The following is a 24395-nucleotide window of genomic DNA, read 5'->3' as shown; positions in this document are numbered from 1 at the left end:
TTCAAACGAAAGGAGGATGCTGATTGGCTGAATATTTAGTACGCCGCGTACTACAAGCCGTGCTTGTTTTATTTTTGATCACAGTGGTTTCGTTCGGACTCATGCATGCAGCACCCGGAGGACCGCTAAAAGTTATGCTCTCACCGGGAATGTCTCCTGAATCACAGCTCATCCAGATGAAAAATATGGGGTTGGATCAGCCAGTCTATATTCAATACATGAAATGGGTCGGTAATTTGCTGCAAGGAGATTTGGGCCATACCTTTAAAAATAACGTTCCTGTTGGTGATATTTTGTGGCCGACGGTCTGGAATACGTTTGTGCTCATGTCTGTAGCGTGGGGGCTTTCCATGCTGATCGCCATCCCGTGGGGAATCTACAACAGCACAAAGCAATACGGTCTGTCTGACCAGATCGCCTCCATCGTTGCCTATCTCGGATTCGCGATGCCGACCTTCTGGTTTGGGATTATGCTACAACAGTATTTCGCGATGCAGTTGAATCTCCTTCCACTATCTGACATGTACACGATGGGGAAAGAGGGACAGGTAAGCGACCTCATTTTGCACTTGATTCTACCTGTTACAGTGTTAACACTGGTGAACATCGCAGCCTATGTCAAATATACGCGCGCCAGTATGCTGGAGGTTTTGGAGCAGGACTATATTCGGACGGCGCGTGCCAAAGGAATGAAGGAAAGACGCGTGATTTTCCGCCATGCTCTGCGGAACGCATTGATCCCTGTCGTGACGATCATCGGATTGGATTTGCCGACTCTGGTAGCAGGCGCAGCATTGACAGAGAGTGTATTTAACTGGCCAGGCATGGGCCGTCTGTTTGTCGAAATGGCTGTAGCCCGTGAGTATTCTGTGCTGATGTCGATCACGTTGCTGATTTCACTGATGGTGATTATCGGAAACCTGCTAGCCGATTTAATCTACGCACTGGTTGATCCACGAGTGCAGCTTGGACGCAAAGGAGGCAGGGCAGCATGAGTCAAGTACAGCTTCAAGATGACACTGTTGTTGAAACGAATCGACCGGGTGGACAGCTTCCAACAAACCCTGCTGGCGAAAAGCCTCCTGGGCTATGGACAACTGCGGGCAGAAAATTCATGCGCAATCCGTATGCTGTTAGTGGCTTGATCGTGCTCCTGTTTTTTATTGGGATTGCTGTGTTTGCCGATTGGGTTGCACCGCATGATCCGGCAAAGGTTGACTTTATGATTACCAACCTGCCTCCTGGAACAGAAGGGCATGTGCTCGGAACGGACGAGCTCGGTCGTGATATTTTGTCCCGCCTCATTCATAGCAGCCGGGTGTCTATGCTGGTCGGCTTCAGCGTTGCTTTTGCTGCGGTCGTCATCGGGACGCTGATTGGAGCGATTTCTGGTTATTTTGGCGGCTGGATTGATACCTGCTTCATGCGTCTCGTGGACGTGATGAATTCCATTCCGAGTCTGTTTTTTAACATTCTGGTTTTGGCTCTCTTCGGAGCGGAATTTGTCTATATGATCCTGATTTTGTCGCTGACGAGCTGGACAAGTGTGGCACGCCTAGTGCGCGGGCAGTTCTTGCAGCTACGGGAAATGCAGTATGTGGAAGCGGCGAGAGCGATCGGCGTATCACACTGGGGCATTATTACGCGTCACCTGGTACGCAATGCAATGGCCCCGATTATTGTGTACGCGACTCTCATGGTTGGTTCGGCCATTCTGTCAGAGTCCGGTCTCTCTTATTTAGGCTTGGGAATTCAACCGCCAGAAACAAGCTGGGGATTAATGTTGAGCAAGGCACAGGAATTCATGCTGGTCGATCCTTTGCAAGCACTTTATCCCGGTCTTTGTATTTTGCTCGTAGTGCTAGCGGTTAACTTCGTCGGAGACGGCATCCGCGATGCATTTGACCCACGGAAGAAAAAGAAGAACCCGAAAAGGAGGCTGAACAAGTGGAACGCAACATCCTCGAAATAAAAAATTTGACCACTTGCTTCTTTACGGATGACGGCACGGTCAAGGCCACGGATCGAGTGAGCATCAACGTTGGCAAAGGACAGACGGTGTGCTTGGTAGGGGAATCCGGCAGTGGAAAGAGTGTGACGTCACTTGCAGTCATGCGACTGATTGATTATGCGGGCGGATTTATTCAGAGTGGGAATGTCATGTTTCACGGACAGGATCTGGCGGCAAAGGATTTGGATGAAATGATGAACATTCGCGGAAACAAAATTGCGATGATCTTCCAAGACCCGATGTCGGCTCTCAATCCGGTATTTACGGTAGGCGATCAAATTGCGGAGAGCTTGATGCTGCATCAAAACATGAACCAGACAGATGCGTTCAAAAAAGCGATCGAGATGCTTCGTCTGGTTGGTATTCCGGCGCCAGAAGTACGAGTGAAACAGTACCCGCACGAAATGTCTGGAGGGATGTGCCAGCGTGTTGTCATTGCGATGGCCTTGGCCTGCAACCCGGAAATGCTGATAGCAGACGAGCCAACTACTGCTCTTGATGTAACGGTTCAGGCGCAAATTTTGGATTTGCTCAGACGGCTGCAAAAGGAATTGGGTATGTCGATTTTGCTGATCACCCATGACATGGGGGTAGCAGCAGAGATGGCGGATCGTATCGCGGTGATGTATGCGGGAACGATTGTGGAGGAGGGAACGGTCGAACGGATATTTGACGAGCCCCGGCATCCTTACACGATTGGCTTGCTGCAGTCCATTCCCGGATTTGAAGGGGAGCGCGGCGGAGAATTGTACACCATCCAAGGCACTATCCCGAGCATTACCCAATTGCCGACGGGCTGCCGTTTTCACCCGCGTTGTCCGCATGCGATTGACAAATGCCGAAAAGAGGAGCCAATTTTGCGCGAGGTTGTTACGGGACAACAAGTGGCTTGCTGGTTGAACGAAGATGTCAGCAATCACTTCAGAATAAATCAGCGTGCAAATTCAGTCGCTGGAAGCAAAGCAGAGGTGAACCGCCAATGAACCGGGAATATTTGATCGAAGCCAAACATATCAAAAAGTATTTTCCAATTAAGGCGGGCTTGTTGAGCCGTGTCGTTGGTCATGTAAAAGCCGTAGATGATGTGTCTTTCGGAATTAGGGCAGGGGAGACATTTGGGCTCGTAGGAGAATCCGGTTGCGGGAAGTCGACACTGGGGCGTGTCGTGTTGAATTTGCAAAGGGCGACGAGCGGAGAAGTGCTGTTTGACGGAACCAATATCCATCAGGTGAACAGACAAGAGAATTTGAAGCTGAGACGGGATATGCAGATTATTTTTCAAGACCCGTTTGGTTCGTTGAATCCACGATTTTTGGTAAGCGATATTATTGGAGAGCCGTTGCGGGTTCATCTGCGCGCATCTGCAAAGGAAATGGATGAACGGGTAGTCGAGCTGATGAGTCTGGTGGGCCTCGATCCTTCGAGACGGAATCGGTATCCGCATGAGTTTTCCGGCGGACAGCGGCAACGGATTGGGATTGCGCGGTCGATTGCACTCTCACCACGGTTTATTGTGGCGGACGAAGCTGTTTCTGCGCTGGACGTGTCCGTACAGTCACAGGTTTTGAACCTGATGATGAAATTACAAAAAGAGATGGGGCTGACCTATCTATTTATCGCGCATGGTCTGAATGTGGTACGCCATATTTCTGATCGGGTAGGCGTGATGTACTTGGGGAAAATGGTGGAGATTGCACGAACGGATGACTTGTTTGCACAGCCACTGCATCCGTATACAGCGGCATTGTTGTCGGCGATTCCGAAGCCTACTCCGCATCGGCGACAAGAGCGGATCGTCCTGCAAGGGGATGTACCATCTCCGGCCAATCCGCCGTCAGGTTGTCGTTTTCATCCTCGTTGTCCAATGGCGCAGGAGAGATGCAGCAAGGAGATTCCCGAGCTCATAGAGGTTGGGCAGGATCGGCAGGTCGCGTGTCATTTCCCTTTAGCATAGAGAGAAAGAGCCACCTATGACGGGTGGCTTCTTAGTTTTTCTAGATAATCCAAATTAAGACAGACAAAACGAATTCGTTTTGGTACATATAAATCAGTGTTGCCGGATGTACTTTATTAGGCCATGAACGGGAGCGATGCATGATGCAACATAAAGGGAAATGGATGATTTCCATTGTGATGACAGTATGCCTGATTGTAGTTCTTGGCTTTGGTAATCAGCAAACAATGGAGACTGCGCCCACAAAAAAACCAGTGATAAACGTTTTTGGCAGCGATCCTGTCAATATCAATTCACACCGAAGCTTTGTCGCCGTTCAAGGAGAGTGGATTTTTTATAACAACGATGGCTTATACAAAATCAAAAAGGATGGAAGCTCTCTTCAAAAGTTGAGCAGTGATTGGGCCCATAATCTGAATGTTGTAGGTGACTGGATTTACTATACGCGCAATAAGCCCTTGAAAGAAATCTATCAGCTTGAGATGCCCAATTACGAGATCAGTTATACGTATGAAGATACGATGGAGCTCTTTAAAATAAAGACAGATGGCAGTTCGAAAACAGTTATCAAAAGTGGTAGTCTTACTGAAGGGGACCCCAATAACGTACACCGATTGTACGTGGTGGAAGATTTCATCTTTTTTTACGATGAACAAGATATATTCAAAGTGAAGATAGGCGAAAACAAAGTGGAAAAGGTAACCCCAAAGGCGAAGTAAGGATAAAAAAGCCACCCCTGGCGGGTGGCTTTAATGTTATGGGCTAATTCTCGGGGGACTTTTTCTCTCCCGCTTTTTGTATAGAGGCTTGTGAAGAGATTCATAGACAACGACGAGAATGGGAATAGCTACTAACTGTGGGTAATCAGCATCCAACATAAACCAATCCATGCGAAAGTCACAATCAAGAACACGAGCATATACTGATACGGTATCTTCACTTTCTTCTCCAGGCCGCCATTCAGTTTGAAGGCGAGAACGCCAAGCATGAAAAAACCATTCAACCGCATTCGTGACCAGAGGTAATAAGCCAGTGGCATGGGATGGTTCGAGGTAGGGCAAGTCTACTTGATCTATCGAAAATCCGCGCGATGGCAATGATGTAGGAAAGAATGGTTTCATTCTTCGCTCTTATTGAATTCATTCTGACTAACTCCTTTTCGCTTGGATTATCCTTTATTATGGCAAGGATTGTGGATGTCAATTGTGACAATGGGAGCAACATTGTCTGTAACAAAACCGTCACTAACAGTGGAAAAGCAGCACCCAGAAGAGGGGTCTAAACAAAATCAGAACGGCATAATGTATGGGGTATTACCAAGACGGATGAAGGCCATGATGAGCATTTCGTGTTTGATAGAGGTGAAAAATGGGCAGACCAATAAAGGAGCGTTCTGCTACGAAGTACACCCAGTATACCGATAGGGGGAATATGCAATTGTTGAGTTCATTTAAACCGTTAAAGAGAATCGAAGAAAACAGCAAGATTGTACAGCAGACGATACAGTACATAGGTAATCAAAAAGTCAGTACGATTACGATAGAAACGCCTAAAAAACTACCTAAATGTAGGTAGTTTTTTCCTATTTGTAGAATCTGAATAAAATGTTAAAATAATGTAAAACTTTACCAGAAGGAGAGGTTTACAGGTGCTAAAGAATCTCGTGCAGAGCCATGTAAAGATCGTGTTTTCTGTTCTTGGCATCTTGTTCGTTCTGGTCTCATGGCTCGTATTTGAATTGTTGAAAGGTTTGCTGCCAGATTTGATAGCAGTCATACATAAGTGGATGTTTCAACCGATCGAATGGCTGTTTATCCTAGCACCGCCACATGAGGAAAACAAACTAGCTTCGTTAGGCTCTGTTCTAGGCTTGTCTATCTTGTATTCCGCTATTTTGGCGGGAATGATATTCATCGTTTTGTTCATCTGCAACAAGGTTAGAGGAAACGAGATCGAGTTCCAGATGGAAGTGAAGTATTGTGAGAAAGAATTGGCCAATGCGATTTACAGCTTGGATGGAAGTGGTCAGTCATCAGCTATTATTAATGCGAATGCGATCACTTTTATGAAGGCATTTGAAATGGAAGTAAAGACGATTTATGGATTGAAACCGGACGAGCTATGCTGCTATTGGATCGTCCCTACGAATAATGACAAGCAGTTTGAAGTGTTTTACTTAACCGAGTTGAAAGATTTTGACACCGTACGTACGCTACTACTGTCTTCCATGCTTCAAGAGGATTGCAGAATTGCCGATAAACAAGTAAAGGGACGTATTCAAAACACGGACATTGAACAATTTGCCATTGTAAAAAATTTTGGCAAGTTCAGGCTTGGATTTGCGGTCGCTGTTTACAAGAATGACACATTTACTCCCGAAAATATGCAGGAGTTCGAGCGGTTGACTACGTATATGTTATTATTAGGATTTGTTACCAAGTTTGTGAACAAGGTCAAAACCTTAAAGAGAGCTAGTTAGGAGTGGGATACGATGAAATTAGCTGAGTTCTTCGCGAAAAGAGGCAACGAAACTGCTGTTTACTCGAAAAATCTCTCTTCCAAGAAGAAGATTCCCAACAGCAAATTTACTCCTGGCTTCGCTAGCTTAAAACAGATTGTAGATGAGCATAGTCCAAATGAGCGACATGATAATAAAGTGGTTGGAGGAAAATGACACTGCCTGTGAGCAGTGTTATTTTTTGTTTTGAGGTACTTGGAATAGAGAAAAAGCCACCTGATGAGGGTGGCTTTAGTTTTGGGAGATCTCTACACGGTGTTTGCTCTTTCTGTGGGACCATATCAGGACAGGGACTAGCAACAGCGATAATGCGCCTCCAGCAAGGGAAAGCGTTGCGAAGCTGGCATTGGCGACGACCATACCGGACAGGGCACCACCGGATGCGCCAGCCAAGGCAATCAAGACATCAACTGTTCCCTGCGTTTTCGCACGAGTGGCGGGCTGCGTTGCATCCACGATGAGCGCTGTGCCGCTAATTAGTCCAAAATTCCATCCCAGTCCGAGCAGCACAAGAGCGGTGATGAGTAGCGGCATCGAATCGACTGGCGCAAAAGCTGCAGTCAGGCTGGCTGCAAGCAGTATGACACCAGAAGCATAGGCCATGGTGGAGCGACCGATCTTGTCAACGAGAACACCTGTCAAGAGCGAAGGGAGGTACATCGCACCGATATGAAAACCGATGACGATGCCTACTTCAGAGAGACCATGTCCGTGATGCTTCATATGTACAGGTGTCATTGTCATAATGGCGACCATGACGATCTGCGTCAAAATCATGACGGTGGCTCCCACGATGATTCCCCGGTTGTTGCTTGCAAGCTGGTTCTCATTCAGATAGGATGGGGAGCTCTGATCCACCTGTTTCGCTTCGGCGATTGCTTTCGAAACGATGAACGGGTCCGGACGAAGCAGTACCCAAAATACGAGACCTGCGAGGATGAAGGCAGCGGCACCCAAGATGAAAGGACCAGCAAGTGCGGGGACACCGATGGAAGTAGCGAATCGTCCCATGACTTCCACCAGGTTTGGTCCTGCAACAGCCCCGAATGTAGTGGAGACCATGGCAATACTCACGGCAGTCGCGCGCTGTTTAGGCTTTGCCAAGTCTGTGCCTGCATAGCGGGCCTGCAGGTTAGTAGCGGTGCCAGCCCCATACAGAATTAAGGAAGCAAACAGAAGGACAATACTGTTTGCGACAGCTGCGATAACCACCCCAATTGCGCCAATCCCTCCGGCTAAGAAGCCGCTAGCGAGCCCCAAACGGCGTCCAAAGCGTTGAGAGAGCCGACCCACCAGCAATGCAGCCACAGCAGAGCCAAGCGTGAGCAATGCGGAAGGGATGCCCGCGAGACTTTCCGAACCCAGCATATCCTGGGCGAGGAGAGCCCCTACGGTGACACCTGCCGCAAGTCCTGCACCGCCGAAAATTTGTGAGATGACGACAATCCAGAGCGTTCGTTTGTATAGTCGTTGCTGTTTATCTGGGGAGTCGATGTAGCTTTGTAAATTTTCAGGTTTGAGTGACATCTGATCCACCTTTCTATTGAACGCAAGCTTTCGTCAAGTTATGAAATTTCAGTCATTCCTGCCGGTGGAAATGACTGGGTAATTTGCATTCAGTATAGTATTGGCGACGGGTAAACACAAGGGGAATTCAGCTTCATAAACACTTTGCAAAAGAAAAAACACCGGACATTTTCTAGCCGGTGTTTTTCGTTTATTTTCCTGCGATAGGTAATAGCTCACGGAGGTTTTGGATGAGAATTTGGTTTTCTTCCAGCGTACCTACACTGATTCGAATATGCTCCGGTAACTCCCAAGTGTCTCCGTACCGCAAAATGATTCCTCTTTCCAGCAACTCTTGATAAATCCTACCCGCATTTGGCCCGAATTTTGCCAAGATAAAATTAGACATACTCACGGTGTAAGGGATATTCATTTCATCGAATGCATCGTAGAGCTGCTTGCGGCCTTTGGTGTTTTCCGTGAGGGATTTTTCAAAATGCTCTACGTCTCCAAGAGCGGTAATGGCGGCTATTTGTGCCAAGGAATTGACGTTAAACGGTTCTTTTACTTTCAGGATTTTTTGGATCACCGAGGGGTGAGCGACACCAAATCCGATGCGAATACCTGCAAGCGCGTAAATTTTCGAGAAGGTTTGCAAGACGAGAACAGGGTATCCTTGGCGGACAAATTCAATGCCTGTTGTGTAATCGTCAGCCGTTGCATAGTGACTGTAAGCAGCGTCGAGTACAACAAGCACCCCATCTGGCAATTGGTCTAGCAATGCCGTCAAGTCCTGATGAGTCAAATAGGTGCCTGTCGGGTTATTTGGGGAACAAAGGTAGACAAGCTTGGTTCGATCTGTGATCGCTGCCAAAATTGCTGAGACGTTGAATGCGTAATCGGCCTCAAGCGGAACTGTTTTGATGACAGCTCCCATGAGATGCGCACCGAATTCATATTCAGAAAAGGTCGGCGAAGGCACGACGATTTCGTCCTCGGGCTCCAGATAGGTCTCGGAGATGAGCTTGATCAGTTCGTCACCGCCATTCGTGATGACTAAATGCTCCAGACTTAACTCAAGATGATCTGCCAAATGCTCTTTCAGAGTCGTTGCATGGGCATCCGGGTAACGATGCAGCTCCGGGAGCGCACCGAGAATGGCGCGGATGATCTTGGGGGATGGGCCGAGTGGATTTTCATTTGAGGCTAATTTCATGATAGGAGAGAGTCCGTACATTTTTTTTATCTCCCAAATCGGCATTCCAGGTTGATAGGATTGTATCTTTTCTAGTGTTTTGCGTGATGGGATCGTGGGCAGCTGTTTCATCTATATGGCCTCCAAAACTTCATGGTAGCAACACTGTAAGTGAAATCTCCGGCACTGTAACCAGCCAATTTACGAAAGATGAAACAGACCAATTACGAGGAAGGACACAAATTGGATGGTTCATAAAAGTCAAGATTGGATCATGAAGGAAGGAGCCGCTTCCTTTATAATCAGCCCAGAAACATCACTCATTCAAACAAACACGGAAGGATAGTGAGGTGGGAAAAATGTTGATTCAAGGGCAAACGCCGCTCTTTAACGGGCTGAGAAAGCATGCCCAGAAGAATCCAATCCAATTCCATATACCAGGTCATAAGAAAGGAAAAGGGATGGATCCTGAATTTCGATGGTTCATGGGAAAAAATGCACTTTCCATCGATTTGATTAACATTGAACCATTGGACGATTTGCATCAACCAAAAGGGATTATCAAACAAGCGCAGGAGTTGGCTGCTGAAGCCTTTGGCGCTGATCACACCATATTTTCTGTTCAAGGTACGAGCGGAGTCATCATGACCATGATTATGGCGGTTTGTAATCCCGGCGATAAGATCATCGTGCCACGGAATGTACACAAATCGATCATGAGCGGAATTGTTTTATCCGGTGCGACTCCTATCTTTTTACATCCAGAAATAGACCCTGTCTTCGGGATCTCACATGGAATTACACCACAAGCTGTGGAAAAAGCATTGGAACAGCATCCTGATGCAAAGGCAGTTCTCGTCATCAACCCGACCTATTTCGGAATTGCTGGTGACTTGAAGGGCATCGTTCAAGTTGCGCATGCCAGAGGGGTGCCTGTACTCGTAGATGAAGCGCATGGCTCACATGTTCACTTCCATCCCAAGCTCCCACTATCGGCGATGCAAGCTGGTGCAGATATGGCAGCAAGCAGTATGCATAAATTAGGAGGCTCCCTAACGCAAAGTTCGTTGTTGAACATTCAGGGAAATCTCGTTTCGATTCAGCGTGTACAAGCTATCTATAGCATGCTCACGACGACATCCACTTCCTATTTACTGCTTGCTTCGCTCGATGTGGCGAGAAAGCGGTTGGTTACATCGGGGAAAACGCTATTGGATCAAACGATTCAATTGGCAAATGAAGCACGGGCACAAATCAATAAAATTAATCATTTGTACTGCATTGGGAGAGAAATTATCGGGACAAATGGAGCGTTTGCTCATGATCCGACCAAGCTGGTCATCTCGGTAAAAGACCTCGGCATTACGGGATATGAAGCTGAAAAATGGCTCCGCGATCGCTATAACATAGAGGTAGAGCTATCTGACCTGTACAACATCGTGTGCATTATCACACCAAGTGATACGAAAGAAGATTTGCAAATCCTTGTCTATGCCTTGGAGGAGCTGGCTGCCGGGTCCGAGGATCAAGGAAACAGAAAAGCTCGCCCGAAAATGCAGCTTCCCAAAATACCGGTACTCGCTGTCACCCCACGCGATGCATTTTACGCACCGACAGAGATGATTCCCGTCGAACAATCCGTGGGGAGAATTATCGCGGAGTTTGTCATGGTATATCCACCAGGTATTCCGATCTTTATCCCGGGGGAAATCATTTCGGAAGAGAACCTCATCTATACGAAGAAAAACATCGAGGCAGGTTTGCCTGTTCAGGGCTTCGAAGACCACACGCTCCAGACCATACGTGTCATCAAGGAATAACCAAACAACCAGGCATTGGAGGAGAAGATTATGAAACAATATCTCAGCTTTTCGGAAGAGGTCAGACACGCACTTGATCATCAATTACCGATTGTTGCACTAGAAACGACGATCATCTCTCATGGAATGCCTTATCCGCAAAATGTAGAAATGGCGAATGACGTAGAGCAAATCATTCGCCATCATGGTGCTGTTCCGGCAACGATCGGGTTTATGGACGGGCAAATCAAGATTGGTTTGAGTGCGAGTGAGCTGGAAGAATTCGCGACAAACAAGAATGTAGCCAAGGTTAGCCGTCGGGACATCCCGTATATTTTAGCCTCGAAAAAAATAGGAGCGGCAACCGTATCGGGGACGATGATCGGTGCTGAGTTGGCAGGCATTCGCATGTTTGCAACAGGTGGAATTGGCGGTGTTCACCGTGAAGGCGAAGTGACGTGGGATGTGTCTGCTGATTTAACGGAGTTGGCAGAGACGAATGTGGCAGTCGTATGTGCAGGCTGCAAATCCATTTTGGATATCGGAAGAACACTGGAGTACCTGGAAACGCTTGGAGTACCTGTTGTTGGCTATCAAACAACCGAGTTCCCGGCTTTTTACTCACGCCAGAGTGGATTCGATGTGTCTGTAAGCATGGATACACCCGGAGAGGCAGCTGCAATGCTGGATGCCAAATGGAAACTCGGCTTGAAGGGCGGAGCGGTGATTGCCAATCCGATCCTCGAAGCGGATGCGATCCCCTACGATGAAATCGAAGCGATTATTATCCAAGCGATGCATGATGCGAAAAACCAAGGAATCACTGGCAAACAAGTAACGCCGTTCATGTTAGCGAATGTAAAAGAACGAACAGGCGGAAAAAGCCTGGAAGCGAACATTGCTCTCGTGAAAAATAATGCAAAGCTCGCTGCACAAATTGCCGTTGCGTTAAACCGTTGCGAATCTTAGGAGGAAAGGCCGCCTTGAGGTGGCCTTTTTCTTTTGCTTACTCAAGGGTTCTCTACCGCCTTTCCCCCTTTAATCCGGAAGAGAATCAGCAAAAAAATTGGCAGCAGCAGGAGCACGTATCCATACTTGTAAAAGGAGTGATTGACCTGCAAGAGTTGTTGGTGATTGGAAAACACGAGTAAAGACATGGAAAGTGTAACCAAACAGACAGGTAAACTCAGTTTTTTGAAACTGGTGGAAAAGAGAAAGGCAAGGCATTCACAGATGGCGTACAAAAATACCGCTACCCGGATGAAACAGCCTGCTGTCATCGTATATAAACCATAAATGTCTCCGCGGCTTATAAAGCCCATTTTTATTTGTCTGACTGTATTTTGCACGGGCCAGTCCAATTTTTCCGAGAGAGGCAGCCCAAATACGGCGATGGCACCCATTAGCATCGATGCGCCCAAAAAGACGTTAAATAACACCAGGAAGGAGAAACCATTGAAGTCATGACGCACTCCGACCCATTTTGACTGAAGCAGGAGGACTAAGATCAATTCCCCCCACAATGCAACATAGTAAAGCGAGCCCTCCAGAGCAGGTCCCCACCCATTGTCGAGGATCGGCAAAATGCGGGCATAATCTTTTTCTTGCATGAGTGTCAGTCCAACAATCGGTCCGGTTATCAGCGTCATCAAAAAAAAGATGACGGCCAATCTAGCGATGGATTCGATATTTCTTTGCAGACTGAACCAAATAAGTAGCATGAAGCTCGTCCCGATTGCCCAGAGTGGCGTCTCCGGCAAAAAGGTTATTTTGACGAACTCCTCCAAACCACGCATCGTTGTAGCAGAAGCAAACAGAAAGTAGGCGAGTAAGATCACACACAAAAGGACAGCTGGTGCTCTACCAGCTTTTTCTTCTGTTCCCGTCAGCAACGAGGTGCTTTGAAGTTTACTTCGCAGAATGCTCAATAGCAGGACGAATAGAATGCCTGAGGGAATGCTGATCAAAGCAGATATCCAGCCGTCTCTGCCAGCGGTGTGAATCAGTGGTTCGATGAGGAAGACGTGTCCCATAATGGGGAGACTTAATGCTTGGATCGAGACCCACTGAAATCTTGAAATCATGCGGACGTCCAACCATCCCACTCCTTATTTATCGCCAAGTTGCTCTGCCAGAAGTCCATTTAGGAGGAGCTTGCTCTGAACATTCACTTTTACGTCAAGTTCTGAAAAGTGAGCGGGCCATTGTTCTTCCCAAGTTTTCCACACTTGAGGATACGCGCGATGTACATATTCATGAAAGCCAAAAATATCGGCCTTGTTTTTCTTGGCTACCGCTACAGCCTCATGAATTTCATCTCTAATGACATGATTAATTTTGGTCTGCAGCCATTTATACGTCTCGGTATCTATTGGAAGGGGATGATTGAGACTTCCGATATATCCGTGTGGATAGACAGTCACTTGGATATGTAACTGATTATTTTCGAGAACGGGACGGATTTTTGTTTTGGAACCTATAATCTCGATCGAGGCGTATTGTCCCTGCTTCTTGAGTGGAACGATGACAATCGTGCTTTTTATTTTCCCCGTTGTCCACAGTAATCCGCGCACCTGTGTCTCATTGATCGAAGCGATCGCTTTTCCGCCTTTGATAATGACAGCTCCAGCTTCACGGCTTTCTTTCTTCGATTGGATTGGATGACTGATCGGTAGATAGCCTACTTTCTCTTTACCCGCCATCATGCGCATAAGATCGAGTGAACGTACGGGTGGATATTTGCCAAGAGCTTGACTGGCTCTCATTTTTTCGTTGATTTGCAGTGGCTGGATTTCGTTCGTATTTCCTTGTGTGTGCAGGAGAGATTCCGCTTTTCCTTCGACATAAATGACCCAGTGACGACCGGATAATTCCTGATCGCGAAAAAATAAATCAAGAGGGCCGATGATATCCTTTTTGCCTGCGTCAGTGCCAATCGCTACGTATTGCATTTGATGATAGCTAAGCTTGTACCCCGAGTACTCGATCATATTTCGCGCTGCGTCAAACATGGTAAAGCCTGTCGATTGGATAATCGCGCTTTTTTCCGCCGTGCCTCCTGCATCTGTTTTTCCATTGCTGGGCTTCATGACATTCACCGTAAGGACATAACGGCCTTCCTCATTCAAGTCGATTCCAACCGCCGTGACAAATCTTGTCTCAGTGAGCTCGATGTTATTCCAGCATCCCCCCAAAACGACAGTCAGCAAGCCTATCACAGCTGTTAGTGTCCTCATGATCATTCTCCCTTTTGCTTCTTCAGTGGGAAAGGGGTAGCACCAGAGCTTTGTTTGATAAACCAAAGAGGAAAGCGGATAAAGAAGTCCTTCCAATCTTGCAGTTTCAAAGGAGCTAGAGGAGCAAGATAAGGTATCCCAAACGAGCGGAGATCGCACAGATAGATGGCAACCACATAAAGGACGAGAAAATTGCCGTACAATCCAAGCACCGAGGCGGCAAATATGGAGACAAATCGCAGAATGACTACCACGTCAGAGATGGCAGGGAAAATAAACGAAGTGATGGCTGACGCGGCAATGATAATAACGGTCGGCGCCCCAACTAATCCCGCACTAACGGCCGCCTCACCAATGACTAAAGCTCCTACGATGCTGACAGCTTGTCCGATGGGGCGAGGCATGCGGACCCCAGCCTCACGCAGCCATTCATAGACGATTGCCATAAGAAGCAGCTCGATGGGCAAAGGGAACGGAACCCCTTCTCTGGCATTGATAAAGCTGAACAACAACGTGGGGGGGACTAAGTCCTTGTGGAAATTTTCGAAAGATATATAGAGAGACGGGAGAAATGCTGAGACGAAAAATGCTGCATAGCGAAGCAAGCGCAAAAAGCTGGCATAGAAAGGGCGGGAATAGTAATCCTCCGGGTTTTGAAAAAACTCTTGAAACGTAGCTGGTACCATGAGGGCAACTGGACTGCCGTCTACCAAAATGGCTACACGCCCCTCTAAAATCTTGGCTACCAGGATGTCCGGCTTCTCACTGTTGAAGATGGTTGGGAAAATGGAAAAAGGCTCGTCTTCGATCCATTGCTCAATATAGCCGGAGTCCAAGATAGCATCCATTTTTATGGCGGATAGACGCTTTTTCACCTCGTCGACCAATTCTTCCTTCACAATTCCTCGGATGTAGGCGATACAAACCCTTGTATTTGATTGTGTACCGATCCAGTAGGTTTCAATTAGGAGATTGGGATTGTGATATCTTTTGCGAATGAGTGAGAGATTTGTGTCAATCGTTTCAATAAAACCTTCGCGTGGCCCACGAATGACTGCTTCTTTGGCAGGCTCTTCCACGCTTCTTTGTCCAAGCGATTTGGCTCCGATAATCATGCATTGTGCTTGGTTCTGAATAAAAAGCACGATATATCCCCGAGCAAGCTGCTCCAGTACTTTTTCCAGGGTGCTTTCCTTCCACGCCATCGAGACATGCAGAACAGCATTCAGAATATGATCAATCATGTCCTCGTTGGGATTACGAATGGTGTTCATCAACGGTCTAATGATATCCCGATCCATTACGTCCTGATTCGTCATACCTTTCAGGAACAGCAAAGAAGCTTGTTGTGATTGATTTGTCCCAAGCCAAAGGGTTCGGACGGCTAGATCACTCGTGAACCCAAAATGACTCTGAATAGTGGTCACATTTGCTTGAAGATCCCTCTGTAAGGGAGTTTCTTTTGGTTTCTGATTCTGCTTGATTTGATGGATGGATAGCTTTCTCCGAAACTTTTTAATCACGTAGCTTCACCTAACAGCAATGAGATGGAAGTGATCTTAGGGTACCCATCGATTTCCAATTCCATTCGACTAGATAAGGACCTTCTTGAGAGAGAAGGATTTTTTTATGTCTAAAAAGTGTCCAAAATGCAGCGGATTCTTGAACATGGCTGGTTGATCCACTTTGTCATTGGCTGGTGACACTCCATCGGTCCGGCTTTAGAGTAAGACTTGTTTCAATAGTACCCCGTGCATGGTGATAGGAGATGAGGACAAGGACATGAAGACGTCCAAGACAGTACGCTGTATGTCATTTTTGTTCATGTTCATCCTGCTGTTCTTGACGACCGGTTGCGCTGATAACTATATCGTGCTCGATCCGAAAGGACCCATTGGTGAACAGCAAAAGGACTTAATGATTTTATCCACGCTTTTAACGCTAATCGTGATTGTTCCTGTACTAATTCTTACTTTTGTCATTGTATGGCGATACCGTGACAGAAAAGGAAGAAAGGCGAAGTACACGCCTGATTGGGAACACAGTACGAAACTGGAAATCATTTGGTGGGGCATTCCCATCATCATTATTACGTTAATTGGGATCGTGACAGTTCGGTACACCTATTCGTTGGAGCCATCCAAGCCGTTGGAATCCGAAAAGAAACCGATCACGATTCAAGTGACGAATTTGGATTGGAAGTGGCTGTTCCAATATCCTGAACAAGGCATTGCCACTGTGAACTATGTGCAGTTCCCAGAGGATGTGCCGGTACGTTTCGAAGTGACATCTGACGCTCCGATGAATTCATTCTGGATTCCACAGCTAGGCGGTCAGATTTATGCCATGTCTGGCATGTCTATGACTCTCTACCTGCAAGCAGATGAACAGGGTGAATACATGGGATCAGGTGCGAACTTTACCGGAAAAGAATTTGCGAAGATGTTTTTCACGGCGAATGCGACTTCCCAAGAAGACTTTGATCAATGGGTGAATCAGGTGAAACATACTTCCCCTGAGCTGACGTTGGATGGTTACAAAGAGCTGACTAAACAAGGAACATCGGATGTGCGTTATTTCTCCGCTTTCCCTGAAGGGTTGTACGAGATGACTGTGACCAAGTACGCTGCTTCACACAATCACGGCTTATCTACGAGAGTGCAACCGCCAGCGAGGGTGAAAGAATAGTCGGTTGAATTGGAAGAGGGAGGAGAGAAACAACGATGTGGGAGAGTGTGAAAGAATTCGCCTCTGAATTTTTCGTAACAGGCGATCCACTTATTTACGGTGCGGACGTCAGCATTGTGCTCAGTATCATCGCAATCGTATCAGTGCTGACTTACTTTAAAAAATGGGGATGGCTCTGGCGCGAATGGCTGACAACTGTCGATCACAAAAAGATCGGTATTATGTACATTCTCGCTTCCGTTCTCATGCTGTTTCGAGGAGGGGTAGATGCTCTCCTGATGCGGGCACAGCTCGTCATGCCTGAGATGCAGTTTTTGAGTGGGGATCACTACAACCAGATTTTTACGACGCATGGCGTCATTATGATTCTGTTTATGGCGATGCCGCTTATGTTTGGATTGTTCAATGTTATCGTGCCGCTGCAACTCGGTGCACGTGACGTAGCCTTTCCGTTTTTGAATGCGCTCAGCTTCTGGCTGTTTTTCTCAGGGGCGATGCTGTTTAACTTGTCCTTCGTCATTGGGGGTTCTCCTGATGCAGGTTGGCTGGCTTATCCGCCGTATTCGGAGCTAGCCTTTAACCCGGGACCAGGTCAGGATTTCTACATTTGGGGGATTCAGATCTCAGGTATTGGTAGTTTGATGACCGGGATTAACTTTATCGTCACGATCTTGAAAGTGCGTGCTCCAGGTATGACTTTGATGAAAATGCCGATGTTTTCCTGGTCAGTTTTGTCGAGTTGTATCGCAATCGTTTTCGCATTCCCAATCTTGACGGTAACATTGGCACTGCTGTTTATCGACCGCTATTTGGGTGGGCACTTCTTCACCTTGGATGGCGGCGGTAATCCGATGATGTACATTAACTTGATTTGGATGTGGGGTCACCCGGAGGTTTATATTATCGTTTTGCCAGCGTTCGGGATTTTCTCCGAGATCGTTGCGACGTTCTCACGCAAAAAGCTGTTTGGCTACAAATCCATGGTGTTCGCCATGATCATCATTAGCGTTCTTTCGTTCCTCGTATGGGCGCATCATTTCTTCACAATGGGCTCCGGTGCGGACGTCAATGCGTTCTTCGCCGTCACGACGATGTTGATTGCGATTCCGACTGGTGTGAAAGTGTTTAACTGGCTGTTTACGATGTTTCGAGGAAAAATTACGTTCGAGACGCCGATGCTGTGGACGGTCGGGATTATCCCGAACTTCGTCATTGGTGGGATGACGGGTGTACTTCTCTCAGTGGCACCTGCTGACTTCCAATATCACAACAGCTACTTCCTCATTGCACACTTCCACCAAGTAATTATTGCGGGTGTCGTGTTTGGATTCTTCGCTGGCTTGTACTACTGGTGGCCGAAAATTTTTGGCTTCAAGCTGAATGAGCGGATTGGCCGTTGGGCTTTCTGGCTGTGGAACATCGGGTTCTACCTGTGCTTCATGCCGCAATACGCATTGGGCTTGATGGGGATGACACGTCGTCTTTACACGTACGGCTGGGACAAAGGCTGGTTCGAAATGAACCTGGTATCGACGATTGGTGCCGTAATCATGGGTGCTGCATTCCTTGTCCAAATTTGGGATATTGCACACAGCATCAAACACATGAAGAGAGATACAACAGGCGACCCGTGGAATGCTCGTACATTGGAGTGGTCGATTCCTTCTCCCGCTCCGTTCTATAACTTTGCCGTCATGCCGCAGGTAACGTCTCAAGATGATTGGCATGAAAGAAAGCTGCGCATCGAGCAAGGCTTGGAAAAGCCGGCGAAAGTAGAACTGGAACCGATTCATATGCCGAAAAACTCCGGTATTCCGATTGTGATGTCCATGTTCTGGTTCTTTGTGGGATTCGGTTTGATTTTTGATTGGTTATGGATGGCTGTACCAGGGTTTATTGGTGTGATTGCATGTATGGTTGTTCACTCGTTTAACTACGACACGGACTACTACGTCACGGTGGAAGAGATTAAACGTACAGAGGCGGAAGCAGGGAGGGTGATTACGTAATGGCTAATGTGAATGCTGGACATCATGATCATCATCCAGACCAAGAGGAATTGCGCACGTTTGCCTTTTGGATCTACCTCATGACGGATGTCATCTTGTTCGCTACCTTGTTTGCGACTTATATCGTACTGCAAGGGAGCACGGATGGTGGTCCAGGTCCAAAAGATCTGTTCCAGATGAATGGGATTTACGCGAGTACGTTTATTTTGCTGACCAGTAGCTTTACGAGCGGTCTTGCGATTCTCGCTATGAATAAGGGAAATCGTCTTGCTTTGATGAACTGGCTGGGAGTTACCATATTTTTGGGAGCATCCTTCTTGTTCCTGGAAATCAACGAGTTCATTCATATGGTTAGTGAAGGGGCAACGATTGGAACGAGCGCATTCCTGACTGCCTTTTACACATTGGTAGGAACGCATGGTTTGCACGTGACGCTCGGTATGGGGTGGATGATCATCGTCATCATGCAAATCGCGAAGCACGGGATTACACCCGTAACGAAACGAAAAGTTAACATCATCAGCTTGTTCTGGCATTTCCTTGATGTGGTCTGGATTTTCGTCTTCACCATCGTGTATGTGATGGGGGTGAATTAATTGAGCAAGCAATCTGTGCATGGCACGACAGAACAACACGGCGGTCATGGTTCTTTGAAATCGTATGTGATTGGTTTCGTCTTGTCGCTTGTATTCACAATCATTCCTATTCTGGCACTAGAAAACGGTTGGCTGGATAGTGATAAGCGACTCATCATCTATTTAGGAGCGGCTCTGTTCCAGTTTATTGTCCAGTTATTCTTCTTCATGCACCTGAAAGAAGAGGATAAACCACGCTACAACTTGATGTCGCTCTTACTCGGGTTGTTTATCGTATTCCTCATCGTGATCGGCTCTATCTGGATCATGATGTACAACATGGTCGCGCTATAATCATGAGCGAATTTAATCGGGGGCGTACTGCTGTACGCCCTGATTCTTGGTCTAGCGGATACAGCAGGCCGTCCCTTTTTGTAAGGTAACGGTTTTCCCGTAGGAAAGGTAGGGGGGTTCTGTGAAAGCCATCAAGTATCTCTTCATTGGTTCGCTGTTCCTGGTTGCATCTGCATGCAGCAATGGCGCGACGGAAGGGCAAACAGAAGTTGCAGATGCAGATAAAAGTGCGATGAAGCTATACAAAAATAATTGCATGAGCTGCCACGGTAACGATTTATCCGGTAGGGTGGGTCCAAGCTTGCAGCAAGTTGGCTCGAAAATGACGGAGGAAAAACTCGTTGAAATCATTACGGCCGGCGCAAATGGCATGCCTGGTTATGAAAATGTACTCAGCCCAGAAGAAATCGGCCAGTTAGCGAAGTGGCTCTCTGAGAAAAAAGAATAGGAGAGGGGTGGTACAATGAAAAAAACAGCTTGGTTGATCATGCTCAGTATCCTGATGGTTTTGGTAACTGCGTGTGGTCCAGCAAGATATGATTACAACTATCCGGTCAATGAATTTGCTTATACGGATCAGGAAGGGAAGCCTTTTTCATCAAAAGATCTGGAAAATAAGGTATGGGTTGCTAACTTTGTCTTTACGTATTGCGGAACCGTTTGTCCTACGATGACAGCAAACATGGCTGAATTGCAGAAAAAAGCAAAAGAAGCTGGTGTGGATGTGGAGTTTGTTTCTTTCTCGGTTGATCCAGAAAGAGATACGCCAGAGGCATTGAAGTCCTATCTGGGTAAATTCAATGCGGATTTCTCCAATTGGCATGCATTGACTGGCTATGGATTTGAAGAGATCAAAACATTTATTCTCAAATCATTCAAGACTCCGATAGAAAAGGACCCTAATTCCGATCAAATCATCCACGACACGTTTTTATACTTGGTCGATCAAAAGGGAACAGTGGTTAACCGTTATGAAGGAATGACGGACGTGCCTTACAATCAAATTATCGAGGATATAAAAGCGTTGCAGGAGTAGGGGAGCCAGTCGGGTACGCCGAATAATAGGAAAGCAAGGCAGATGCTCTATTTGGGAGGGATGTAACATGTCAATCCAGCAACATAACGTACGAGTAGCCGTTGTTCAAGCTGCTTCGGTCATAATGGATCGAGAGGGAAGTACGGAGAAGGCAGTTTCACTGACATTGGAAGCAGGCGAAAAAGGAGCGAAAATCGTCGTTTTTCCCGAAGCTTTTATCCCTGCGTATCCGAGAGGCCTTGCTTTTGGAGCAAAAGTAGGCAGTCGTTCCGCTGAGGGGCGTAAAGACTGGTTTCGTTATTGGGACAATTCGATTGTCGTCCCGAGTGAAGAGACAGACAGGCTCGGGGAGGCAGCGCGCAAGGCTGGCGTGTATCTCGTCATTGGTGTGATCGAGAAAGACAATGAAAATAGCGGCGGCACCTTATATTGTTCCGTCTTATTTTTCGGACCAGATGGTGAGTTGCTCGGCGTGCATCGCAAGCTGAAGCCGACTGCATCCGAACGGTTGATTTGGGGCGAAGGGGACGGAAGTACTTTGCCGGTATTTGATACTCCTTACGGTAAGATCGGGGCCCTGATTTGTTGGGAAAATTATATGCCGCTAGCGCGAGCAGCGATGTATGCAAAAGGCGTTCAAATCTACATCGCACCTACAGCAGACGCGAGGGATGCGTGGCAAGCTACCATCCGGCATATCGCATTGGAGGGCAGATGCTTTGTTTTATCGAGCAATCAGTACGTAACAAAAGATATGTATCCGACTGATTTGGCCTGCTACGACGATCTGATCTCTTCACCAGACGAGATGAGCAGAGGTGGAAGTGCGATTGTAGGGCCATTGGGTGACTATATCGTCGAGCCTGTTTTTGGTCGGGAGGAGATTCTCTACGCTGATCTGGACATGCGCGATATCGCTTATAGCCAATTCGATTTTGATGTCGTTGGACATTACTCGCGACCGGATGTTTTTACATTGTTGGTAAATGAAGAGAAAAAAGAGAATGTGAAATGGATGAAGTAAGTCCTTTTGTAAAATGCAGACGACCTCCATTGCTTGATAAAAGCCGTGGAGGTCGTCTTTTATAAGTTGCTGTGGTGGGGGAAGAAGCGCATTTCCAGTCTGCGCTTCGGCCTACTGCTTCGGCCTACTCCCCGAAAGGGGGAATGCGCTTCTACCTACGCAGCTATTTAATAATTAGCCGAATGTAACCCCCGACGACAATCATTCGTGGACAACCATCGTTATGACAAAACAGCCTTCAAGGCATCCGCAAATTTAGCGACACCAAGCGTAATTTCCTCTTCTTTTGGTCGCGCAAAGGTAAAGCGAATGTAGCCGGAGTCTGAACCATACACACTCCCCGGCACAAAAACCACGCCTCTGCGAAGGGCTTCTTCAAATAATTGGTTGTCGTTTACATCCAGGTTAATTTTACACCACAAGTGTAATCCGCCTTGGGGAATGGTGAATGAAAGCTCATTGGGCAACTCTTTTTGCAGTGCCTCCACAAGCAAATCTCTTCTGTACTGTAAATGCATACGTAACCGCTCTAAATGCGGCAGGAAGTTATCAGAATGCAAAAACTGGGCCGCGATTTTTTGTGGCACCACGCTCAGGCCAAAATCCATCTGCTGGCGGGCATCTGCCAAACGCTCGACAACGGAATGAGGGGCCACCATCCAACCGACTCGTAAGCCGGATGCAGCAATTTTGGAAAAGGAACCGATGTAGAGAACGGAGCCAAGCTGATCCAATGATTTGAGTGGCAGTGGAGGCTTGCCGTCATAGGAAGTGAGACTGAAAGGATCGTCCTCTACAATCGGAAGACCGAGCTCGCTTGCTACATCCAACAGCTGCGCGCGTCGTGCGGGATCAAGACAAACCCCTGTAGGGTTTTGAAAAGTAGGATTGATAAAGATCATCTTGATCCGATGCTTTTTATACAAAACGCGAATATCTTCTGGGTTCATTCCGTTAGTGCTGACGGGAAGGCGGAACAGACGAAGACCAGCAGATTGAAACATAGGCAACGAATAACAATAAGAGGGATCTTCGATGGCAACTGCATCGCCGGGTGCAAGCAGACACTGGGTGATCAAATACAAAGATTGTTGAGAACCCGACGTGATCAGAATGGAAGAGTCCGTTGTCTGCACATTGCGGTATCGTGACAAATACGAGACCAGCTCTTCACGCAATGGTGTAAAGCCTTGCGGATTGTCGTAACCCAAATATTCGGTGAAGGGGTTTTCCTTCATCTGGGTACTGATCTCCTTGCTTGGTGAGAGCTGGGAAGACAATTCTCCACTCGCAAAATCGATGAGGCTGCTGTCTTTTTGCAAGGCCTCTCTGATCCGACGCAGATAAGACAAATTGGGGAGGAATTGACCACCTTCTACATATCGATGCCAGTTCGGTGTATGCTTCGGAGTTGCCTCCCATTTATTTTTACACACACGAGTACCGCTTCCTGTTCTGCTCTCAATGATGCCTAATGCCCGAAGTTCCTCGTACGCCAGAATAACAGTGCTTCGGTTTACTCCTAATTGCTCAGCCAGTTTTCTCTCAGAAGGGAGCAGGCTCCCAGGGGGGAACTCTCCATATGAAATTCTGCGTTCAATCTCATCGGCTATTTGGTGGTATAAAGTTTGACTGCTCGACCGATCAGGCTTCCAAATGATAATCACAACCTTGCACATATTCATTGTTTGTTATATGGGGGAGTCCATTTCATCATAACATTGTTAAGAAAAATACATGTGACAAAACCGTTCCAAACTGTTGAACATGGATGGGGTAAAAATCATGAATGGGTAAGTTCCATTTCCGAATGAGTATGATTAGGTTTCCATCTAATGGATATGAATACTCGTGATAAAAATAGATAGATTTTTCTTACAAAGAGAAAGGGGGAGTCAATCCGATCGAGAATGAGTAAAGACAGTATAGGGAATAGGGAAAAGAGGTGTGAGCATCATTGAGTAATTTGACGTTACGATATGTAAAGGTTTTGGTTGTAGCATTATCCGCAGCATTTGGAACATCCATTTTCTTAGGGAATCTTATGGACTATCAATCCAACTATCAATTTGTTCAACATGTTCTGTCCATGGATACCACGTTTGAGGGGAACGCACTTATGTGGAGAGCGATTACTGATCCTACTGCTCACACCATAGCTTATATCGGAATTATCATTGCGGAAGGATTATTCTCACTTTTTGGTTGGGTCGCTACAGGAAATATGCTGCGTCATGTAAAAAAGGATGCGAAAACGTTCAATAACTCGAAAACATTCGCGTACATCGCTTACATGGTTGCCTTTTGCATCTGGTTTTTCGGATTTGCCATTGTAGGTGCAGAGTGGTTCGCCATGTGGCAATCACAAGTATGGAATGGTCAGCAGGTAGCGTTTAACATTACAGAGGTGATGATTGGATTCGTTATTTTGGTTTCCTTGCGAGATCGAGAATTAACAGATAGCTAATACAAGAGCCACGTTCCTTTGAG

General features: G+C 46.9%; 23 protein-coding genes and 1 pseudogene. 17 read left to right on the top strand and 7 right to left on the bottom strand.

Annotation, left to right across the window (positions count from 1 at the left end):
* The first annotated feature begins 23 nt into the window (after positions 1-23).
* From KB186_RS16650 to KB186_RS16630, 5 genes are all read left to right on the top strand, one after another.
* A complete protein-coding gene (locus tag KB186_RS16650; RefSeq protein WP_173611107.1) occupies positions 24-995 on the top strand; it encodes an ABC transporter permease in 972 nt (323 codons plus the stop codon).
* Entirely contained in the window at positions 992-1972 is a 981-nt protein-coding gene (locus tag KB186_RS16645; protein WP_173611108.1) for an ABC transporter permease, read from the top strand. Before KB186_RS16650 ends, KB186_RS16645 begins: the two co-directional genes overlap by 4 nt.
* The gene (locus KB186_RS16640; RefSeq protein WP_173611109.1) at positions 1948-2994 is read left to right on the top strand and encodes an ABC transporter ATP-binding protein; all 1047 of its coding nucleotides are present in this window, start codon (positions 1948-1950) and stop codon (positions 2992-2994) included. The genes KB186_RS16645 and KB186_RS16640 overlap by 25 nt, the downstream gene beginning before the upstream one ends.
* Entirely contained in the window at positions 2991-3965 is a 975-nt protein-coding gene (locus KB186_RS16635) for an ABC transporter ATP-binding protein (protein WP_173611110.1), read from the top strand. Before KB186_RS16640 ends, KB186_RS16635 begins: the two co-directional genes overlap by 4 nt.
* Before the next feature lie 140 nt (positions 3966-4105).
* Positions 4106-4684, top strand: a complete 579-nt coding sequence (locus tag KB186_RS16630; protein ID WP_229088176.1) for a DUF5050 domain-containing protein — start codon at positions 4106-4108, stop codon at positions 4682-4684.
* Between the two features lie 69 nt (positions 4685-4753).
* Here the strand turns inward: KB186_RS16630 and KB186_RS16625 are convergent.
* Positions 4754-5050: pseudogene (locus tag KB186_RS16625) on the bottom strand (hypothetical protein); the annotation flags it as partial.
* Between the two features lie 563 nt (positions 5051-5613).
* On the opposite strand from KB186_RS16625, the gene KB186_RS16620 reads away from it, so the two are divergent.
* Together KB186_RS16620 and KB186_RS16615 are read left to right on the top strand one after the other, a co-directional pair.
* The gene (locus tag KB186_RS16620) at positions 5614-6444 is read left to right on the top strand and encodes a hypothetical protein (protein ID WP_173611111.1); all 831 of its coding nucleotides are present in this window, start codon (positions 5614-5616) and stop codon (positions 6442-6444) included.
* Between the two features lie 12 nt (positions 6445-6456).
* Positions 6457-6639: a hypothetical protein gene (locus KB186_RS16615; RefSeq protein ID WP_007723975.1), complete on the top strand. Its 183-nt coding sequence runs from the start codon at positions 6457-6459 to the stop codon at positions 6637-6639.
* A gap of 75 nt (positions 6640-6714) precedes the next feature.
* Here KB186_RS16615 and KB186_RS16610 read toward each other — a convergent pair whose 3' ends face one another.
* Positions 6715-8010: an MFS transporter gene (locus KB186_RS16610; protein WP_173611112.1), complete on the bottom strand. Its 1296-nt coding sequence runs from the start codon at positions 8008-8010 to the stop codon at positions 6715-6717.
* Between the two features lie 190 nt (positions 8011-8200).
* Positions 8201-9316 carry a histidinol-phosphate transaminase gene (gene hisC, locus KB186_RS16605; RefSeq protein WP_232774006.1) on the bottom strand — a complete coding sequence of 372 codons (1116 nt, stop codon included), beginning with the start codon at positions 9314-9316 and terminating at the stop codon, positions 8201-8203.
* A gap of 230 nt (positions 9317-9546) precedes the next feature.
* Here hisC and KB186_RS16600 point away from each other — a divergent pair, with 230 nt between their 5' ends.
* Both KB186_RS16600 and KB186_RS16595 read left to right on the top strand, forming a co-directional pair.
* Entirely contained in the window at positions 9547-11004 is a 1458-nt protein-coding gene (locus KB186_RS16600; RefSeq protein ID WP_232774039.1) for an aminotransferase class I/II-fold pyridoxal phosphate-dependent enzyme, read from the top strand.
* 30 nt (positions 11005-11034) lie between these two features.
* Entirely contained in the window at positions 11035-11952 is a 918-nt protein-coding gene (locus tag KB186_RS16595; RefSeq protein WP_232774005.1) for a pseudouridine-5'-phosphate glycosidase, read from the top strand.
* 41 nt (positions 11953-11993) lie between these two features.
* Here the strand turns inward: KB186_RS16595 and KB186_RS16590 are convergent, their stop codons facing one another.
* The 3 genes from KB186_RS16590 to KB186_RS16580 are packed head-to-tail and all read right to left on the bottom strand — an operon-like array spanning position 11994 to position 15742.
* Positions 11994-13088, bottom strand: a complete 1095-nt coding sequence (locus KB186_RS16590; protein ID WP_232774004.1) for a GerAB/ArcD/ProY family transporter — start codon at positions 13086-13088, stop codon at positions 11994-11996.
* Between the two features lie 3 nt (positions 13089-13091).
* Positions 13092-14219, bottom strand: a complete 1128-nt coding sequence (locus tag KB186_RS16585; protein ID WP_232774003.1) for a Ger(x)C family spore germination protein — start codon at positions 14217-14219, stop codon at positions 13092-13094.
* A gap of 2 nt (positions 14220-14221) precedes the next feature.
* Entirely contained in the window at positions 14222-15742 is a 1521-nt protein-coding gene (locus KB186_RS16580) for a spore germination protein (protein ID WP_232774002.1), read from the bottom strand.
* A 259-nt stretch (positions 15743-16001) separates the two neighbouring features.
* Between KB186_RS16580 and cyoA the strand changes: the two genes are divergently transcribed.
* The 7 genes from cyoA to KB186_RS16545 all read left to right on the top strand — a co-directional run bounded on the left by cyoA (position 16002) and on the right by KB186_RS16545 (position 21905).
* Positions 16002-16907 (top strand): ubiquinol oxidase subunit II, encoded by a 906-nt coding sequence (cyoA, locus tag KB186_RS16575; RefSeq protein ID WP_173611113.1) that lies wholly within the window; start codon positions 16002-16004, stop codon positions 16905-16907.
* A 35-nt stretch (positions 16908-16942) separates the two neighbouring features.
* Positions 16943-18916 carry a cbb3-type cytochrome c oxidase subunit I gene (locus KB186_RS16570; protein WP_173611114.1) on the top strand — a complete coding sequence of 658 codons (1974 nt, stop codon included), beginning with the start codon at positions 16943-16945 and terminating at the stop codon, positions 18914-18916.
* Positions 18916-19512, top strand: a complete 597-nt coding sequence (cyoC, locus tag KB186_RS16565) for a cytochrome o ubiquinol oxidase subunit III (protein ID WP_173611115.1) — start codon at positions 18916-18918, stop codon at positions 19510-19512. Before KB186_RS16570 ends, cyoC begins: the two co-directional genes overlap by 1 nt.
* A complete protein-coding gene (gene cyoD / locus KB186_RS16560) occupies positions 19513-19845 on the top strand; it encodes a cytochrome o ubiquinol oxidase subunit IV (RefSeq protein ID WP_142498141.1) in 333 nt (110 codons plus the stop codon).
* A gap of 121 nt (positions 19846-19966) precedes the next feature.
* The gene (locus tag KB186_RS16555; RefSeq protein WP_173611116.1) at positions 19967-20293 is read left to right on the top strand and encodes a c-type cytochrome; all 327 of its coding nucleotides are present in this window, start codon (positions 19967-19969) and stop codon (positions 20291-20293) included.
* Positions 20294-20308: 15 nt separating this feature from the next.
* Complete coding sequence (locus KB186_RS16550; RefSeq protein WP_173611117.1) at positions 20309-20881, top strand: SCO family protein; 573 nt, start codon at positions 20309-20311, stop codon at positions 20879-20881.
* 67 nt (positions 20882-20948) lie between these two features.
* The gene (locus tag KB186_RS16545) at positions 20949-21905 is read left to right on the top strand and encodes a carbon-nitrogen hydrolase family protein (RefSeq protein WP_232774001.1); all 957 of its coding nucleotides are present in this window, start codon (positions 20949-20951) and stop codon (positions 21903-21905) included.
* Positions 21906-22126: 221 nt separating this feature from the next.
* Here KB186_RS16545 and pdxR read toward each other — a convergent pair whose 3' ends face one another.
* On the bottom strand, positions 22127-23590 hold the full coding sequence (gene pdxR / locus KB186_RS16540; protein ID WP_173611119.1) for a MocR-like pyridoxine biosynthesis transcription factor PdxR: 1464 nt from the start codon (positions 23588-23590) through the stop codon (positions 22127-22129).
* Between the two features lie 272 nt (positions 23591-23862).
* Between pdxR and KB186_RS16535 the strand changes: the two genes are divergently transcribed.
* A complete protein-coding gene (locus KB186_RS16535; protein WP_173611120.1) occupies positions 23863-24372 on the top strand; it encodes a DUF2165 family protein in 510 nt (169 codons plus the stop codon).
* The last annotated feature ends 23 nt before the right edge of the window (positions 24373-24395 follow it).

This window comes from Brevibacillus sp. AF8 (assembly GCF_021270385.1).
In the GTDB taxonomy this organism is placed as follows: Bacteria; Bacillota; Bacilli; order Brevibacillales; family Brevibacillaceae; genus Brevibacillus.
This window is presented reverse-complemented; position numbering and strand designations above follow the sequence as displayed.

Coding starts and splice junctions, on each gene's coding strand:
- cyoC (WP_173611115.1), top strand. CDS start 18,916: ATGGCTAATGTGAATGCTGGACATCATGATCATCATCCAGACCAAGAG.
- KB186_RS16595 (WP_232774005.1), top strand. CDS start 11,035: ATGAAACAATATCTCAGCTTTTCGGAAGAGGTCAGACACGCACTTGAT.
- KB186_RS16585 (WP_232774003.1), bottom strand. CDS start 14,219: ATGAGGACACTAACAGCTGTGATAGGCTTGCTGACTGTCGTTTTGGGG.
- KB186_RS16635 (WP_173611110.1), top strand. CDS start 2,991: ATGAACCGGGAATATTTGATCGAAGCCAAACATATCAAAAAGTATTTT.
- pdxR (WP_173611119.1), bottom strand. CDS start 23,590: ATGAATATGTGCAAGGTTGTGATTATCATTTGGAAGCCTGATCGGTCG.
- cyoA (WP_173611113.1), top strand. CDS start 16,002: ATGAAGACGTCCAAGACAGTACGCTGTATGTCATTTTTGTTCATGTTC.
- KB186_RS16550 (WP_173611117.1), top strand. CDS start 20,309: ATGAAAAAAACAGCTTGGTTGATCATGCTCAGTATCCTGATGGTTTTG.
- KB186_RS16610 (WP_173611112.1), bottom strand. CDS start 8,010: ATGTCACTCAAACCTGAAAATTTACAAAGCTACATCGACTCCCCAGAT.
- KB186_RS16630 (WP_229088176.1), top strand. CDS start 4,106: ATGATGCAACATAAAGGGAAATGGATGATTTCCATTGTGATGACAGTA.
- KB186_RS16570 (WP_173611114.1), top strand. CDS start 16,943: ATGTGGGAGAGTGTGAAAGAATTCGCCTCTGAATTTTTCGTAACAGGC.
- KB186_RS16545 (WP_232774001.1), top strand. CDS start 20,949: ATGTCAATCCAGCAACATAACGTACGAGTAGCCGTTGTTCAAGCTGCT.
- hisC (WP_232774006.1), bottom strand. CDS start 9,316: ATGAAACAGCTGCCCACGATCCCATCACGCAAAACACTAGAAAAGATA.
- KB186_RS16645 (WP_173611108.1), top strand. CDS start 992: ATGAGTCAAGTACAGCTTCAAGATGACACTGTTGTTGAAACGAATCGA.
- KB186_RS16615 (WP_007723975.1), top strand. CDS start 6,457: ATGAAATTAGCTGAGTTCTTCGCGAAAAGAGGCAACGAAACTGCTGTT.